The sequence below is a fragment of the Sphingobium sp. LSP13-1-1.1 genome (assembly GCF_040676415.1).
Taxonomy (GTDB): domain Bacteria; phylum Pseudomonadota; class Alphaproteobacteria; order Sphingomonadales; family Sphingomonadaceae; genus Sphingobium.
In genome coordinates this window covers 525,652-540,759 of the sequence record NZ_JBEGHU010000001.1, presented here as the reverse complement: position 1 = coordinate 540,759, position 15,108 = coordinate 525,652, and the positions used below count along the sequence as shown (strand labels likewise).

Sequence of the window (15,108 nt, the reverse complement as noted above, 5' to 3'; positions counted from 1 at the left end):
CGGAATCGCTTTATCCGCTGCAGCTGTAGCCGCCGTCGACCGTCAACAGCACCCCATTGACGTAGCGCGCCGCGTCCGAACACAGGAAGAGGATCGGATCGGCCAGATCTCCAGGTTCGCCGAAACGCTTCATAGGCAATCGCGCGAGCAGCATGTCGGCCCATTGCTTGTTCTCGAACACCGGCTTTGCCATGCCCGTCTGGATCCAGCCGGGCGCGACCGCATTCACGCGGATGTCCGGCGCCCATGCCACGGCAAGCGATTTCGTCAGCTGGACTATGCCGCCCTTGCTGGCGGAATAGGCAGGCGTCCCGGCGCTGCCGAACGTGGAATAGAGCGAACCGACATTCACGATCGCACCCTTGGCCGCCGCGAGCAGATCGCGCGCCGCAAGACAGCAGCGCTGCGTGCCGGTCAGATTGATGTCAAGGATGCGGGCGAAACCTTCGGGCGTGAATTCGCTGCTGGGATCGGCGGCCCCTGCGCAGTTGACGAGCGCGTCGATCCGATCGAACTCGGAGAAGAAGGCCTTGACCGCGTCATCGTTGCGGACGTCCAGCACCTTGGCGCTGATGCCCGCATGGCTCGCCGCGCCGCTGACCTCCTGATCGGAAACGCCCGTTACGACGACTTCATATCCCGCGTCTGCCATTGCCAGCGCGGCGGCCCAACCAATGCCGTCAGGGCGCGCACCCCCGGTGATAACTGCTTGTCTGGTCATGAAACTCTCAACTCCTCGTCGAAAACGCTCTTCAGGCTGGCGGCCATCTCGTCCAGCGCGCCGGCTGCGGCGGGCGATATCTGATAAAAGGTCATGAAGCCGTGGGGCAGATCGCGATAATGGTGGACGGTTACCGCAACATCCGCTGACGCCAGTTTTCGGCCATAGGCAAGTCCCTCGTCCCGAAGCGGATCGAATTCCGCTATGATCAGCACCGCCGGAGGCAGTTGGCGAAAATCCTCGGTCAGAAGAACCGACATCCTGGGATCGTTCCTGTCCATGCCCTCCGGCGCATAATGATTCCAGAACCATATCATGTCGGCTGCGGTGAGCAGGCCGCCGGTCCCTCTTTCGGTGTAGGACGGGCTATCCTGACCACCGCTGGTCGCGGGATAGATCAGCAGTTGCGCCGCCAGTGCGGGCCCCTTCTGGTCGCGCGCCATGACAGCGACGGCGGCTGCCAGGTTGCCACCGGCGCTGTCGCCCGCGACGGCCAGCGGGATGTCGCCCAGGCCCAGTTCGCCCTTGTGCCGGTCCGCCCATTGCAGCGCCGCGTAGCAATCCTCCAGACCAGCGGGGAAGACATGTTCGGGCGCAAGGCGATAATCGACCGCCAGAACGGCGCATTGCGAGCGATTTGCCAAGGCGCGCACGGCCTTGTCGTGGCTCTCGAGGTTGCCTACCACCCATCCACCGCCATGATAGAAGAGGATCAACCCGCGCGGATCGCCTAACGGGCGATAGAAGCGGGCGGCGATCGGTCCTGCCGCGCCGTCGACTTGCAGGTCGCGCACTTCTGCAAGTGCTTCATCCTCGCCGAAATTGAACTGTTCGAACATGGCCCGCACGGCTTCGACCGGGAGCGTCGGAATGGGAGGTGTCTGGGCAAGTCCTTGCAGGACAGGGCCGAATTCCGGCGCAAGGCTCGGTTCTTGGCTCATGATGGAGGCCTCTGGAACAGTGACAGGAAAGACAATCATGTAGGAAAAGGATGCCAGGCGGGGCGACGTCTGACCAGACTAGGTCAAGGGCCGCTCGTCCTGCTACTTCCCCACTGCATAATCGGTATTGCTCCGGACGCCGTCAGGCGCGGCGAGGCCGGCGCGCCAAGCGAAACTTGCGTTGAACGGGAGAAGGTCGATGGGTTGGCTTCAAGGCGATGTGGCGCTGATCACGGGTGGCGGCTCCGGACTGGGGCGGGCTCTGGTCGAACGTTTCCTGGAGGAAGGCGCGCGCGTCGTCGTCCTTGAATATTCCCCTGACAAGGCCAGCGCGCTCGAAAAGGATTTCGGCGATGACGTCGCCACCGTCGTCGGCGACGTGCGCTCGATCGCCGACAACAAGAAGGCGGTGGCGCTCGCCGTCGAGAAGTTCGGGAAGCTCGACATATTGGTGGGCAATGCCGGCATCATGGATTTGCCCGCCATGCTCCTCGACCTGCCGGAGGACAAGTTGGACGCCGCGTTCGACGAGGTGATGGGCGTCAATGTCAAAGGCTATATACTCGCCGCCTACGCAGCCGCGCCAGAACTCAGGAAGACCAAGGGCAGCATGGTCTTCACGGCGTCCTCCGCATCCTTCATTCCCGGCGGCGGCGGCATTTTCTATACGGCCTCGAAGCATGCCGTCGTCGGCCTGGTCCGCGAACTGGCCTATCAGCTCGCGCCTGAGGTGCGCGTGAACGGCGTCGGCCCCGGCCCAATGCGGACCGACCTGCGCGGCAGCAAGGCATTGGCGCCACAGGATTATGTGTTTTCACCGCAGACCCAGGAAGTCGCCGATATGGTGTTTCAGGCTTTTCCGCTCAAATGCGACGACCCGGCGGATTATACCGGTCTTTTCGTAGCCCTTGCGTCCCGCCGCAATGCGGCGACGACTACTGGCGAAGTCATCAATGCTGCGGACGGCCTTGGGATACGTGGCACGACCTTCCTGACCGGAGCGCATTTCAAGAAGGGCTATGTCCACACCTGACCCGGATATGGGGTTCCGCGGCAGGTTGTTCAGATGGTCCGCCCTCCATCGGCGACGATGATGGCGCCCGTTACATAGCTGGCAAGATCGGATGCCAGGAACAGGACCACATGGGCGATCTCCTCCGGCGTGCCCAGCCTTCCCATGGGGATCGTCCGCATGAAATCCGGGTCAAGGGGCGCCCCGTCGATCAGCGGCGTCTGGATGACCCCCGGACAGACGGCGTTGCAGCGGATGCCCGTGGCAGCATATTCGACCGCGACGGCGCGCGTCAGCTGCGACAATGCCGCCTTGGCCACCGCATAGGCGCCGATGCGCGGTTCGGCGTGAAAAGCCGCGATGGAGGATGTGTTCACGATCGAACCGCCCCCTTGGGTCGTCATGACGGGAATGGCACGCCGAACGGCGCGAAAGGCCGATGTGACGCCAAGGTCCATGGCATGCTGCCATTGGCCGTCGGATATGTCGGCCGCCAGCGCACCGGCATCCTCGCCCCTCCACGGGGCATAGCCGTTATTGTGCAGGAAATCGATCCGGCCATGGCGCGCCAGCGCTGTGTCGATCATCCCGTCTATCGTCGCCGCATCGCCAAGGTTGCAGGGAACGAAGTCGGCCTTGCCGCCCGCCGCCTGGATGTCCTGGACGATGCCCTGTCCTCGTGTCCCGTCCAGATCAGCGATCACAGCCGTTCCGCCATGGGCTGCGAAGAGCCGGGCAACTGCAGCGCCAATACCCGAAGCGCCGCCTGTGATGACGCCGACCCTGCCGTCGAAGCGGATCATCGCCTAACTTCCGGCGCGTTGCTGCCATGCGTTCGGGGCAGAGGTAATGTGGCGCGGAACACGCGGCATCATCCTGCCGTCTCAAGCGAGGAAAGGCGCGCGCTGATGTCCCAGAGCCGCTTGGCCCCTTCCTCGCTCTGCGCCGCTGGCGATGGTTCGACGCGTTTGCACTCATGGAAATAGCCGCCGGATGGCAGGGCGCGATCGCGGTCCATCGCCAGCCAGACGATCGTGTCCGCGCCCTGCGCCGATGTCAGCGCCTCCCCGCTCTTTTCCGCCGCCGCATAATAGGTCCGGGTCTCTACGCCCGCGCTTTCGGGAAAGCGTGAGGCGACAAGTCCCGGATGGACGGCGCTGGCGACGATGCCGTCTGCCGCATGGCGTGCCGCCAGTTCGCGCGTGAACAGGATGTTCGCGAGTTTGCTCTGCGCATAGGCGGTGATCGGGAGGAAAGAGATTTCCATTTGCAGATCGTCCCAATGCAGATCGTCGATCATGCTGTGACCGATCGAGGATACCGTGATGACATGGGGAACGGACGAACGCTTCAGTTGGGGAAGCAGATCGAGCGTGAGGATATAGGGCGCCAGATGGTTCACCTGGAACATCGTTTCCAGCCCATCGGCTGTCACATGCCTTGTGTCGAGCAGGCCCCCGGCATTGTTGACCAATATGTCGATCCGGTCGACAATTTCCGCGATGCGGGCGGCCGCGGCATGGGTCTGGGCGATGGATGAGAGATCGGCATTCACCCATTGCGCGGTCAGGCCCTCGGCTTCGAATTCTTTCGCCGCGCTGGTGATCCGTGCCTCATCCCTGCCCAGCGCAATGACCCGCATCCCCTCCCGCGCCAGCGCGCGCGCCGTTTCCAGCCCGATGCCCGATGTCGCTCCAGTCACTACCGCAACCGGCTTGTCGCCTGATCCTGTCATATATGCCGTCCATCCATAGGCTGTTTTCAGCCCATGATAGAAGGCAGCTTGCCTGTGATCATCGTCTGGTTGGACAACCGGCCTCATTGCGGGCCTGTCGTCCGAACGGCTGATGCCGCCGGTCCGGCGGTTGCTAGGCGAAATGCTGCAAGGCGGATATTTTCAAAGAGAGATGGCGAATGACTGATGTGGCTGTGGTCGTGGGCGTTCGGGGTTTTGGCGTTGCATGTGCTCGCCGGCTTGGCGCGGGCCGGCATCTGCTGGTCGCGGACGTCAGCGCCGACGTGCTGGAGCAGGTGACGGGCGATCTGCAACGCGAAGGCTATCGCGTGACGCCCACGCTCGTGGACGTGGCCGATCCCGCGTCGATCGACGCGCTGGTGGCGGAAGCGACGCGGATCGGGCGACTGCATGCGATGGTGCACACCGCGGGCGTATCCCCGCGCATGGCGACGCCGGAGAAGATTTACGCCGTCAATCTGCTGGGCACGATCAACGTCATCAACGCGTTCCTGCCCATCGCAGTGGAGGGAAGCGTGGGTGTCGTCATGTCGAGCAACGCGGCCTATTATGCGCCGGTGCCGCCGGAGGTGGAGCGGATATTGGCCCTGGGATCGGCCGAGGAGATGCTGGCGAGCGTGCGCACCGTTCCTGGCTGGGACACGGGCCTGGGCGCCTATTGGCTTGCCAAGCGTTCGAACCAGCTGCGCGTGCAGGCCGCCGCTGCCGAATGGGGCCGAAAGGGCGCAAGGATCCTGTCCGTCAGCCCCGGCATCATCTCCACCCCCATGATCCATTTCGAGCGGGACGCCGGAGCGCCCGTGGATAAAACGGTGTCCAATGTGCCCGTCGGCCGGATCGGCGTGTCGGAGGATATTGCGGCGGCCGTCGCTTGGCTGTGCGGTCCCGAAGCGAGTTTCGTGACGGGCACCGACCTGCTGGTCGACGGCGGCATGATGGGCGCGCTCAAATGGTCCGGTATGACGACCGAAGATCCGCAAAGCGCGGCCGGGCAGGTGCCCGGTCCCAGGGAGAGCTGACGACCGGTATGGCGTCCGCTGGGTCTGAACGGGCCGTCGGCGGGCGCTTTCCATCGGCGATGTCTGAATGGACGAGCGCCGGACACGCATGGCGGCCTATTGTCCCGATCGTTGGAGAGACCGAAGGAGATCATGAATGGGCGTCGCCAAATCATCGCGCGTCGGCGGAAAGGTGGCCATCGTCACCGGCGCTGGATTGAACGAACGCGGTCTCAACATCGGCGGCGCTACAGCGCGGTTGCTGGCCAGTGAAGGGGCGCGGGTCCTGGTCGCCACGCGGACGGGCCGCGACGGCGACGCCCTGGCGGACCTCATCCGTTCAGAAGGCGGGGAGGTGGTGGCCTGCACGTTCGACCAGGGTGACGAGGCATCCATTCGGGCGATGATCGACGCGGCGCTGTCGGCCTTTGGCGGGATCGACATTCTGGTGAACAATGCCGTCGCCGTCCTGCCCGACGATACGGATCTTCTCGGCACGAGCGTCGAAACCTGGGAACGGGTTTTCGATGTCAACGCGCGGGGCGTTTTCCTGTGCACGCGAATGGCGCTGCCCCATATGCTGGAACGCGGCGGCGGGTCGATCGTCAACATCTCGTCCGGTTCGGGCGTGAAGGGGGACGTGACGCGCATTGCCTATGGTCCCTCAAAGGCGGCGATCAACAGCTTTACCCAATATGTCGCGACCATGTACGGCAAGCAGAATATACGCTGCAACGCCATCACGCCCGGTCTTGTCCTGTCGTCCAAGGCCAGGCGCGACGTCACGCCGGAAGCGCTGGAAATCTTCGAAAAACATACGCTGACGCCCTATCTTGGCGAACCTGAACATATTGGCTGGCTTGCGCTGTTTCTCGCATCGGCCGAGGCTGCCTTCATCACCGGCGCCATCATTCCTGCCGATGGCGGCTTGCTGGCGCATCAGACCTACAGCGCGGATCTGGGGGCGGTGATGCAGGCAGGCGCATGATCCGGTCGATCCCTATTGCCGCCGCGCGCCCGGCGGTCCGGGCGTCACTTCCAGCCTGCGGATTTCGCCCGTGAAGCGATCCGGCGCTCCAGCCGCCTCATTGACCGGGCCGCCGCTGTCCAGGCCAATGTCGAATGTCTCGCCCGGTGCCTCCTGCACGACAAGAGAGCGTTCCAGCCGCCGTTCTGCGACCGGCGCGCCATTGACGGCGATGCGAACCAATCCACCCTTGCCATATCCGCCGCCGTCATAGTCGAAGTCGAAGGAGAGGCGAACCGTCGATCCCGGCTGAAGGACGGTGGGCGCCGCGAGGCGGAATTGATCTTCCGGCAAAGGGGTCAGCGCATGGCGGACCACAGGATGGCCGTCCTCGATGCCGAAGCTCCACCCGCCCATAAAGCTGCCGAGTGCGGCGATCACGCCATTTCCCGCTATGACATCCGCTGTCAGCGTGAAGGCGCGTCCGGTGATCGGCGGCGCGACGTCGGAGGGCAGGCTGATATCCTTGCCCCAGAATATATAGCTGCTCCGCGGTTTGACATAGGCGCGCGCCGAAAGGCCCGATCGCGCGGCGTCTGTACGGTCGTTGATCGGAAAGACCTTGTAGCGCGCGGCCTCAACATCAAACGCCTTGCGCATCCGGGCCAGGATGGCCGGTTGCGAGGCCGCCAGATCCCGTGTCTGGTTGAAGTCGGCGGCGAGGTCGTAAAGTTCCCAGCGGTAGCCAGGGGCGAGGTTCACGTTGGCGTCGGCGCCAAAACCCATTTCCCACGGTTTGCGTTCGGGACGGGTATTGGCCAGCCAGCCATGATCATAGAGGGCCCGGTTGCCCAGCATCTCATAATATTGCGTCGTGCGGCGATCCGGCGCTTGAGGGTCGGCGAAGCTGTAGGTCATGTCGATGCCGTCGACCGGCTGCTGCGCGACGCCGTCGACGATGTCGGGCGCCTTTATCCCGGCGGCATGGAGAATGGTCGGAAAGACATCGATCACATGGTGATACTGGCTGCGCATGCCGCGTTCGGTAATCCGTGAAGGCCAGGAGAAAACGGCGCCGTTGCGCGTCCCGCCCAGATGGGAGGCGATCTGCTTGTAGTAGGGGAAGGGCGTGCTCATCGCGAGCGCCCAGCCCGTGGAGTAATTGCTGTGGCTTCGGGGGCCGCCAAGCTGGTCGATCTGCCGTCCATGCTCTGCCAGCCCCAGTCGCCGGTTCGCTATCTCCGTTGCTTCGCCGATCGCGCCGGCAGGGGAAGCGGCGCTGTCCGGTCCATTGTCACCTTCGATGAAGATGACGAGCGTATTGTCGTTCAGGCCCATGCGCCGCAACTCATCGACGATCCGGCCGAACTGCGCGTCCTGAAAGGCAAGCTGGGCCGCGAACACTTCCATCTGCCGCTGCTGGAACGCGCGCTCCTCCATCGACAGGCTTTGCCATGCCGGTATATAATCGGGCCTGCGGGGCAGCGATGTCCGCGCCGGGACAAGGCCCATCGCCTTTTGCCGCTGAAGGGTCTCTGCGCGGAGCTTGTCCCAGCCTTGCGCGAATTGTCCGTGGAAACGTTCGATCCAGTCGGCGGGCGCCTGATGTGGAGTATGGGCGGACCCCGGCGCGAAATAGATGAAGAACGGCTTGTCCGGCGCCGCCGCCTTCTGCTGATGAATCCAGTCTATGGCCTCGTCGGCGAGCCGTTGGTCAAGGATCCGGCTCGGCGGTTTTTCGTCGATGACGCGGCTTGTGTCGCGATAGAGCGTCGGGCGCCATTGATCCGTGTCCGATCCTATGAAGCCGAAGAAGTGATCGAACCCCAGCTTCGTGGGGAAATAGTCATAAGGCCCTGACGAACTGAACGGTCCCTTCGGTATGTTGTGATGTTTGCCGAAAAAGGCCGTGTTATACCCATTGTCCTGCAGGAGACGGGCAATAGTGGCGGCGCTTCGCGGTATCATTGCATCATAGCCGGGCGCGCCGAGGGCAAAGTCGGTCAGGGTCCCGGTGCCCACGGCATGGTGGTTGCGGCCGGTCAGCAATGCGGCCCGCGTCGGGGAACACATGGCGGTGGTGTGGAAGCGGTTGTACCGCAATCCATTCTGGGCCAGCCGCTCCAGATTGGGGGTTGGAACCGGGCCGCCAAAGGCCGAGGCCGCACCAAAGCCGACATCATCGGTGAGGACGAGGAGAATATTGGGGGCGCCCACGGGTGCGGTCGGGATCGCCGGAAAGGCGTTGGGAAGCGGTGCGGAAGCCATTCCAGCATCGGTAGATGGCAGCACCGTGCCGCCCAAAGCCGGGACCGCATGCACAATCAGCGCGAGGAGCATGCAGCGCCTTCTCACTCGACCAAATCGGCTCGCCATCTTTCCTCTCCTCATTTTCGTTGTAGTTTTCAGGGCGGCGGCGCACGTCAAACCCATGAACGGACTAGGAAAGCGGGAAGGAGCATCGGACTATGATCCGCGCCTACTGTGGTGGATGTGAAATACGCCTTATTATAGCGGTCAGGTGGGGAGCGTATTTCAAATCAAAAAACACACTAGAATCCTATATCTGCTAGTGACCTCGATGAGTCTGTAGTTCGTTCAACGCCTACGCAGCAGTGGACGAACTTCAGATTCGGGCCACTAGTCGCAAACGACGATGTGGCGCGCTGGCCCGTTCGTCAGGATCGCCGGCAATGGAAATAGGGTGGTGCAAATGACGACGGCTTCGCGGGCAGGCGGTGTGATCTCTTCCGGACAGATTCGGAGGCAATTTTCAGATTGCGCGCCAGCAGCCCCCATCGCATCTGTGGAACGGCTATGGCGATCGGCCGGTGGACGGAGCATCCTGTGACATCTTCCTCTGACCCGATCCATGGCGAGCATATGGATGCAGGGCCCATAAAGGTCGAGCGGCTGGGCCGCGTCACCCGCATCACAATGGATCGGCAGGCGCGGCGCAATGCGCTGGACCGGGCGGCGCAATCCGCCCTTTCCGATGCGCTCGACGCTTTTGCCGCCGATGACGAGCAATGGGTGGCCATCCTGACGGGCGCCGGCGACGCGGCCTTCTCCGCCGGCTTCGACCTGAAGACACCGCCGCCCAAGGGCAGGGATGAACTCCTTCCCGGGGGGTTCGGCGGGCTTACCGCGCGGTTCGACATGGACAAGCCGATCATCGCGGCCGTCAACGGGCTCGCGTTCGGGGGCGGGTTCGAAATGGCGTTGGCCTGCGATATCATCGTCGCGGCGGAGCATGCCTCTTTCGCGCTACCGGAAGTGAAGGTCGGGATGGCGGCGCTGGGCGGGGGCGTTCTGCGTCTGTCGCGGCAGATCCCCTATCACCGTGCCATGGGCCTGATCCTCACGGGAAAGCCCGTGTCCGCGATCGAAGCGCGCGAGATGGGTTTCGTCACCGACGTCGCACCGGCCAGCGAGCTGGCTGACCGGGCGATGCGGTGGGCGCAGGATATCGTTGCCGCCGCGCCTCTTGCGGTACGGGCCTCCAAGCGGGTGGCGCTGGATTGCGCAGCCCTGCCTCTGGAGGATGCGGAACGGCGGCAATGGTCGCTGCCCGCCACAAGGATCCTCGCCGGATCGGAGGACGGAAGCGAAGGACCACGCGCATTTGTCGAGAAGCGCGCGCCGATCTGGAAAGGCTGCTGATCTGCGGCCCAGCGGGAGCGCCCGCTCAGGCCGCTGTCGCTTCCTCCTCCACGATCCAGCGGCACATGCGCCGCCATGGCTCGATCGCGTCCTGGATGCCGTGGTTGGGCATGCCAACGGCGTTGCCAAGGGTCACGAGGCGTTGCGCGCCGTGAATCGCAAGCTGGTCGCGCAGCCGGCGCTTCAGGCTCTCGGGCCATATACCGATGGTCTGGGTATAGCTGGTGACGGCCTGCACGGGGGTCTCGACGTCGTCCACCGGCACCAGATTGAGCACGCGGTTGGCGAGCAGCGGCGCGAAATCCACCGGTTCTTCCATCTGCGACATGATGACCGCACCCTCGACGCCGCCGCCAATGACCTTGTACCAGTCATCGCCGCCCACACGCAGCGCGCTCACCTCATCCGCCAGGGCCGGGTCCATGCGCACGGCGGGGCCTGAAATCTGCGGGGGCAATGCCTGGATTGCGTCATATACAAGTTGCCCGAGGCGATTGAGCCGCTCCAGTCCCGCCTTGTCGGTGCCGCTTTCGACCCAGACGACGCGCGCATTCACGCAGCCTTCCTGGTTGAGGCCGCCGCCGTCCAGCGCGAGCGCCCCTGCCACCCGCGTCAATGTTTCCTCGTCGGCGAAGGCCTCGCGCCCGATGATCGTCGAGCTCAGCTTGGGGTCCAGCGCGACCAGCTCTATGCCTGGCTGCACATATTTGGCGATATGCTTGATCGACGCCATGCCGCCCCACGCGATGATCTTCTCGATATTGCCGGACGTGTAGAGCTTTGCCTCCACGCGCTCGTCGCCGCCCTTCCAATAGGCGACGCTGAGGTGGCGCGTCAGCGGATGATCGGGCGCCATGTCGATCATCGTCCGGGCGATCGCCGCCGCGGTCAGCGGATCATTGCTCGGCGTCTTGATGATCGCGTCGCTCCGCGTGATGGCGTTGCGGGCGACAGTCAGAAGCGACGTGCCCGGCGCGTTGCCCGCCACGATATGGACTGCGCGCGCGCCAAAGGCGCGGATCCGTGCCGTCACCGGCCCCTCCAGCGGCATTTCGACCCAGTTCTCAAGATAATCGATGCCGATGGAATTTTCGGCTGCCTCGCGCAAGGCGGCGGGATCGAGCATCCTGTCCATATTATCGTACATGGCGCGCAGGATGTCGGCGCCCAGCCCCGATGTATGGCAGGATATCCGGAATGCCTCCTCCATCCATGGATTGCGGGAGGGAGGCAGACGGCTTCCCAGTTCGCCCAGATAGTCGAAAATCTCCTCCATCCTCAGGGAGTGGAGGTCGCTCATGCTGCTGGGCGTGGACAGGGCAAGCTTGCCCAGATGGGCCGCCACATCGGGTGCGGTAAAGCTGATGCCCCCGCCGCGCCCGCCATGCGACACGCCATCCTCTTCGATTACTTCGCCCCGGATGACCAGCGGCACGCGAAAACCATGATCCGTCATTTTGTCAGTCCATTTCCGCGAGGAAAGCGAGCGCATTGTCGTGCGCCTGCGGGGCGCCGGCGCATGTGATCTTGTCGTCGCCGCCTTCCTTCTCGCTATAGCGGCGAATGTCGGAGTCGAGGAACGGACCGTCCAGTCCGCATGCGCATCGGCCAAAGGTCATCGTCACTTCGTCTCCGCTGACAATGCCGCCCCAGCGCGTCTCGATCGACAGGTCGATGACGCCGAAACGTCCCGTATGCGTCCCGCTGCGCGGAGCGGGCTGGCCGGTTTCCGGATCGAGCAGGAACAGCAGCATCCAGGGAAGGGCATGATATTTGCCCTCGCTGCATTTCGGCATGAGCGCTGTCATCTCGCTCATGCCGTACAGTTCATTGAGCATGGATATGCCGAGAAACGCCGGAATGGTCTCCCTGTACCCGTCCGGAAGGGTCGCGCCCTTGGTGCCGCCCGCGCACAGGAACAGGCTGTCCGGCGCGAAGATGCCGCCTACGCCGCGCTGCCCGCCCGCTTCGGCCATTTCATGATACATGGACCAGTTGCCGGACATCATGACCCGCTTGCCCGCCAGTCGATCGAATATCTCGTCGAAGAAGCGGGCGCGGCGTGCCGGCCCTTCCTTCTGGGCAGCAACGAAGTCGTCCAGGCGGTTCAAGATCGCGGGCGAGACCTGCGAACGGCCCAGTTCGCCGCGATTGCCCGCGGCGGCAAGGCGGCCCGCCAGCGACAGGACATCGGCGCTCAGCCGGCCGGGATTCATGGCGACGATCATCGCGTCGTCACCCTGGTAGAGATCGTGCAGCAGCGCTTCGACCATGGCGCCATAGCCATTGTACATGATGCGGTTGCCCAGGACGATGGTGGGAACCTGGTCCAGTCCGGTCGGTTCGGGCTGGCCAATTGCCTGCTGCGAGAGGCGTCCGGAACGAAGCTGGCGGCTCGCCTCCGCCGGGCCGCGCGGCAGGAAGGACAATTTTCCGCTGGTGCCGGTGGTGTGGATGATCCGCACGCCCGCATCGCGATTGACCGCGTCCAGCCAGTCGTCGATCGATTCGACGCCGCTCGTCTGGACATCGGAAAGGTCGACCGTGGTCAGATTGGAGAGCCACTGGGTCAGCCGGTCGTAACGGTTCTTTTCGATCAGCGAGACCGGATAGGATTTGTAGACGGAATGTTTGAACAGCAGCGCGGCGGCGTCGTTCAGGGTCGCGATTTGGGTAATGCCCTGTTCCGCGGCGAGGTTGCGCAGGGCCGGAAGATGCTCCCGCAGTTCCTCAAACCGCTTGCGCACGGCCTGAAGCTGGATGCGCGACACCTCTTCCGCTGGCATGGAGAGGCTGGCGTCCAGGGGTTGCCAGAACATCTCCTCGGGATGCTCGTCGAACGACGCGGCGTTCACCACGCGTGATATGCCGGCTTCTGCCAAGATTCGATCCTCTCTCCTGTGCCTCAAAGGGCAAGAACTCCTGTCTCCCCCACTCGCGGTCATCCGCCCATGGCGCATCGTCTGTTCAGAGTATGCTTGGGGAAAGGGGACCGGTGGAAAGCGAATTGGGGGCCGTCACGAACCGATCGCTGTAGAACCGGAATCTTTCGGCAAGGGCCGTTGGTTCCAGACCAAAATCCTCTTTCAACCGATATTCCAACTGTCCGTGACGGTCGCGGGAATGATCGGCGATGTAGCTCTGCATCACCTGTTCCGCCTGCCCGGTCAGCGCGAGTCCGGCCATGGCGTAGATCCGGCGCACCGTGCCGATCTGATCCGACATGAAATCGCGGAAACGGACGTCGACCGCGCGGTCAGGCGGCAACAGGTCGCGATCGCGCACGCAGGCGCGCAACAGCCGCTCGATCCGGTCCACCCAGTAATTGGCGACTTCCCCCGGATTGACCTTCAGCCGCCGCAAGCGGTCGATATAGCAGTTCATCGTCAGGCAGGAGGCGACGACGTCGACCGGGTCGCGATGGGTCATGACGATGGTCGCGTCGGGAAAGGCCGTCATCAGCGGCCCGAGCTGTTCCAGATGTCCCGGCGATTTCAAGATCCAGCGTTCCGGGCCGCGCAGCCAGGTCAGCACCTGAAGCACCTTGCGCAGGTAGAGGTAGCTCGAAGTCTGGTCGTGGGAGAGATAATGGTCCCGCCAGCGATAGGGCCGGGAGATCCATTCGATCATGTAGGAGGAAAAGTCGAGCATCTGCAGCTCGATCTCTTCATGGATATGGGTCGGGCTGAGTTCGTGAACATTCTTCTGGAACGGCAGCAAGGCGTCGAGGCCCGCCCAGGACGCCTCGGTATCGGCGAGCCGGGTGTCAGGGACACCCTCGGCGGGGACCGGCATCAGCGATTCCCAATAGGGCATGGATCGCAGCCTGTCGTCCGACGCCATCAGGTTGACGAGATGCGTCGTGCCTGTGCGCGGCATGCCCAGAATGATGATCGGCCGGTCAATCCTGACATCCAGTATTTCCGGATGCCGGGCGACCATATGCTCGACACGAAGCCGGTTGGCCGCATAGCGGACCATGTCGTTGAAGAATAATGTGCGGCCAAAGGCGTTGAGACCGTCCTCGTCGGCGCTGCGCAGCATGATGTCGAGTCGAGGGAGAAAATCCTCGCGGCCGAAATCGGAAAGGCCGGTCATCCTGCGCGCCGCGTCCAGCACGGCGTCCCGCGTCAAGATGACGGGCTGGCCCTCGGCAGCCTGAAGCGCGGCGAGTGCGGCCGGCGTCTGCCGGGGCGAAGCGAGATCATCGATATACAAATGGACCTCCGTATCGAATGGCGCGGTCAGGCGATGGAAAAGCCACCACACACGGGGATGGTCTGGCCGGTCATGAAGCTCGCGGCAGGACTGGTGAGGAACAGGACCGGTCCCGCAATTTCCTCCGGCCGGCCAAAGCGCCGCATCGGGGTGCGGGCTATCAATGGCTCCATCACCTCGGGCACATCCTTCACATGGTCGAATATCCGGGTCTGGACATTGCCGGGCGCAATCGCATTGACGCGAATATTGTCGGCGGCCCAGGCGATGGCCAGTGTCTTGGTCAATTGCACGATCGCTGCCTTGGCCGCGCCATAGCCGGGCACGGCGTCCATCCCGAAATAGGAGGACAGGGAGGCGAGGTTCACGACGCTTGCGCCGCCGGGCATGGCGCTTCTGGCGAGGACGGCGTGCAGCGCGTGCGCCAGCCGATAGGGCCCAAAAAGGATGATGGAGACGGCATCCTCGAAGATGTCGGGTTCATAGCGCCTTTCGAACCCGCCCGGATGGGATTCCCCTGCATTGTTCACCAATATGTCCAGCGCGGGCAGGCCGGCCGCGATCGCGGCACAGGCGACCGGATCGTTGGCGATCATGGGGAAATAGCCAAGGCCGCTGATTTCGTCACCATAATCGGCCGATCGGGACCTGCGCCCAGTCACGAACACGCTGGCGCCGGCATCGCGATAGGCGCGGGCAATGGCGAGGCCGATGCCGGCCGTCCCGCCGGTCACCAGGACCGTCCGTCCGGAATAATCGAATCTGCAAATCTCAGCCATGCTCATGTCACTCTCCCCGGATCGTCTTCTATCAGCATGGGCGCGGGAAGGGT

General features: G+C 63.6%; 13 protein-coding genes. 4 read left to right on the top strand and 9 right to left on the bottom strand.

Annotation, left to right across the window (positions count from 1 at the left end):
- Nucleotides 1–10 precede the first annotated feature (10 nt).
- Both MRBLSP13_RS02270 and MRBLSP13_RS02265 read right to left on the bottom strand, forming a co-directional pair.
- The gene (locus MRBLSP13_RS02270; protein ID WP_363752422.1) at nt 11–721 is read right to left on the bottom strand and encodes an SDR family NAD(P)-dependent oxidoreductase; all 711 of its coding nucleotides are present in this window, start codon (nt 719–721) and stop codon (nt 11–13) included.
- Nucleotides 718–1,662, bottom strand: a complete 945-nt coding sequence (locus tag MRBLSP13_RS02265) for an alpha/beta hydrolase (RefSeq protein ID WP_363752420.1) — start codon at nt 1,660–1,662, stop codon at nt 718–720. Before MRBLSP13_RS02265 ends, MRBLSP13_RS02270 begins: the two co-directional genes overlap by 4 nt.
- Before the next feature lie 199 nt (nt 1,663–1,861).
- Between MRBLSP13_RS02265 and hcaB the strand changes: the two genes are divergently transcribed.
- Nucleotides 1,862–2,695 carry a 3-(cis-5,6-dihydroxycyclohexa-1,3-dien-1-yl)propanoate dehydrogenase gene (hcaB, locus tag MRBLSP13_RS02260; RefSeq protein WP_363752418.1) on the top strand — a complete coding sequence of 278 codons (834 nt, stop codon included), beginning with the start codon at nt 1,862–1,864 and terminating at the stop codon, nt 2,693–2,695.
- 29 nt (nt 2,696–2,724) lie between these two features.
- Here the strand turns inward: hcaB and MRBLSP13_RS02255 are convergent, their stop codons facing one another.
- Together MRBLSP13_RS02255 and MRBLSP13_RS02250 are read right to left on the bottom strand one after the other, a co-directional pair.
- Nucleotides 2,725–3,477, bottom strand: coding sequence for an SDR family NAD(P)-dependent oxidoreductase (locus MRBLSP13_RS02255; protein WP_363752416.1), 753 nt, complete (start codon nt 3,475–3,477; stop codon nt 2,725–2,727).
- 68 nt (nt 3,478–3,545) lie between these two features.
- Nucleotides 3,546–4,409 carry an SDR family oxidoreductase gene (locus tag MRBLSP13_RS02250; RefSeq protein WP_363752414.1) on the bottom strand — a complete coding sequence of 288 codons (864 nt, stop codon included), beginning with the start codon at nt 4,407–4,409 and terminating at the stop codon, nt 3,546–3,548.
- Between the two features lie 179 nt (nt 4,410–4,588).
- Here MRBLSP13_RS02250 and MRBLSP13_RS02245 point away from each other — a divergent pair, with 179 nt between their 5' ends.
- Both MRBLSP13_RS02245 and MRBLSP13_RS02240 read left to right on the top strand, forming a co-directional pair.
- Complete coding sequence (locus MRBLSP13_RS02245; protein WP_363736462.1) at nt 4,589–5,449, top strand: SDR family oxidoreductase; 861 nt, start codon at nt 4,589–4,591, stop codon at nt 5,447–5,449.
- A 136-nt stretch (nt 5,450–5,585) separates the two neighbouring features.
- Complete coding sequence (locus MRBLSP13_RS02240; RefSeq protein ID WP_363752412.1) at nt 5,586–6,416, top strand: SDR family NAD(P)-dependent oxidoreductase; 831 nt, start codon at nt 5,586–5,588, stop codon at nt 6,414–6,416.
- A gap of 12 nt (nt 6,417–6,428) precedes the next feature.
- Here MRBLSP13_RS02240 and MRBLSP13_RS02235 read toward each other — a convergent pair whose 3' ends face one another.
- The gene (locus MRBLSP13_RS02235) at nt 6,429–8,735 is read right to left on the bottom strand and encodes an arylsulfatase (protein ID WP_363752410.1); all 2,307 of its coding nucleotides are present in this window, start codon (nt 8,733–8,735) and stop codon (nt 6,429–6,431) included.
- 507 nt (nt 8,736–9,242) lie between these two features.
- On the opposite strand from MRBLSP13_RS02235, the gene MRBLSP13_RS02230 reads away from it, so the two are divergent.
- Nucleotides 9,243–10,058, top strand: a complete 816-nt coding sequence (locus tag MRBLSP13_RS02230; protein WP_363736457.1) for an enoyl-CoA hydratase-related protein — start codon at nt 9,243–9,245, stop codon at nt 10,056–10,058.
- A 25-nt stretch (nt 10,059–10,083) separates the two neighbouring features.
- Here the strand turns inward: MRBLSP13_RS02230 and MRBLSP13_RS02225 are convergent, their stop codons facing one another.
- The 4 genes from MRBLSP13_RS02225 to MRBLSP13_RS02210 all read right to left on the bottom strand — a co-directional run bounded on the left by MRBLSP13_RS02225 (nt 10,084) and on the right by MRBLSP13_RS02210 (nt 15,061).
- On the bottom strand, nt 10,084–11,514 hold the full coding sequence (locus tag MRBLSP13_RS02225) for an acyl-CoA reductase (RefSeq protein ID WP_363736456.1): 1,431 nt from the start codon (nt 11,512–11,514) through the stop codon (nt 10,084–10,086).
- Nucleotides 11,515–11,518: 4 nt separating this feature from the next.
- On the bottom strand, nt 11,519–12,940 hold the full coding sequence (locus tag MRBLSP13_RS02220; RefSeq protein ID WP_363736454.1) for a hypothetical protein: 1,422 nt from the start codon (nt 12,938–12,940) through the stop codon (nt 11,519–11,521).
- Between the two features lie 85 nt (nt 12,941–13,025).
- A complete protein-coding gene (locus tag MRBLSP13_RS02215) occupies nt 13,026–14,276 on the bottom strand; it encodes a sulfotransferase family protein (protein WP_363752408.1) in 1,251 nt (416 codons plus the stop codon).
- 26 nt (nt 14,277–14,302) lie between these two features.
- The gene (locus MRBLSP13_RS02210; RefSeq protein WP_363752406.1) at nt 14,303–15,061 is read right to left on the bottom strand and encodes an SDR family NAD(P)-dependent oxidoreductase; all 759 of its coding nucleotides are present in this window, start codon (nt 15,059–15,061) and stop codon (nt 14,303–14,305) included.
- Between the last annotated feature and the right edge of the window lie 47 nt (nt 15,062–15,108).

Bases quoted from the DNA above. Each gene is read 5' to 3' on its own strand.
- MRBLSP13_RS02270 (WP_363752422.1), bottom strand. From the start codon at position 721: ATGACCAGACAAGCAGTTATCACCGGGGGTGCGCGCCCTGACGGCATT.
- MRBLSP13_RS02265 (WP_363752420.1), bottom strand. From the start codon at position 1,662: ATGAGCCAAGAACCGAGCCTTGCGCCGGAATTCGGCCCTGTCCTGCAA.
- hcaB (WP_363752418.1), top strand. From the start codon at position 1,862: ATGGGTTGGCTTCAAGGCGATGTGGCGCTGATCACGGGTGGCGGCTCC.
- MRBLSP13_RS02255 (WP_363752416.1), bottom strand. From the start codon at position 3,477: ATGATCCGCTTCGACGGCAGGGTCGGCGTCATCACAGGCGGCGCTTCG.
- MRBLSP13_RS02250 (WP_363752414.1), bottom strand. From the start codon at position 4,409: ATGACAGGATCAGGCGACAAGCCGGTTGCGGTAGTGACTGGAGCGACA.
- MRBLSP13_RS02245 (WP_363736462.1), top strand. From the start codon at position 4,589: ATGACTGATGTGGCTGTGGTCGTGGGCGTTCGGGGTTTTGGCGTTGCA.
- MRBLSP13_RS02240 (WP_363752412.1), top strand. From the start codon at position 5,586: ATGGGCGTCGCCAAATCATCGCGCGTCGGCGGAAAGGTGGCCATCGTC.
- MRBLSP13_RS02235 (WP_363752410.1), bottom strand. From the start codon at position 8,735: ATGCTCCTCGCGCTGATTGTGCATGCGGTCCCGGCTTTGGGCGGCACG.
- MRBLSP13_RS02225 (WP_363736456.1), bottom strand. From the start codon at position 11,514: ATGACGGATCATGGTTTTCGCGTGCCGCTGGTCATCCGGGGCGAAGTA.
- MRBLSP13_RS02210 (WP_363752406.1), bottom strand. From the start codon at position 15,061: ATGAGCATGGCTGAGATTTGCAGATTCGATTATTCCGGACGGACGGTC.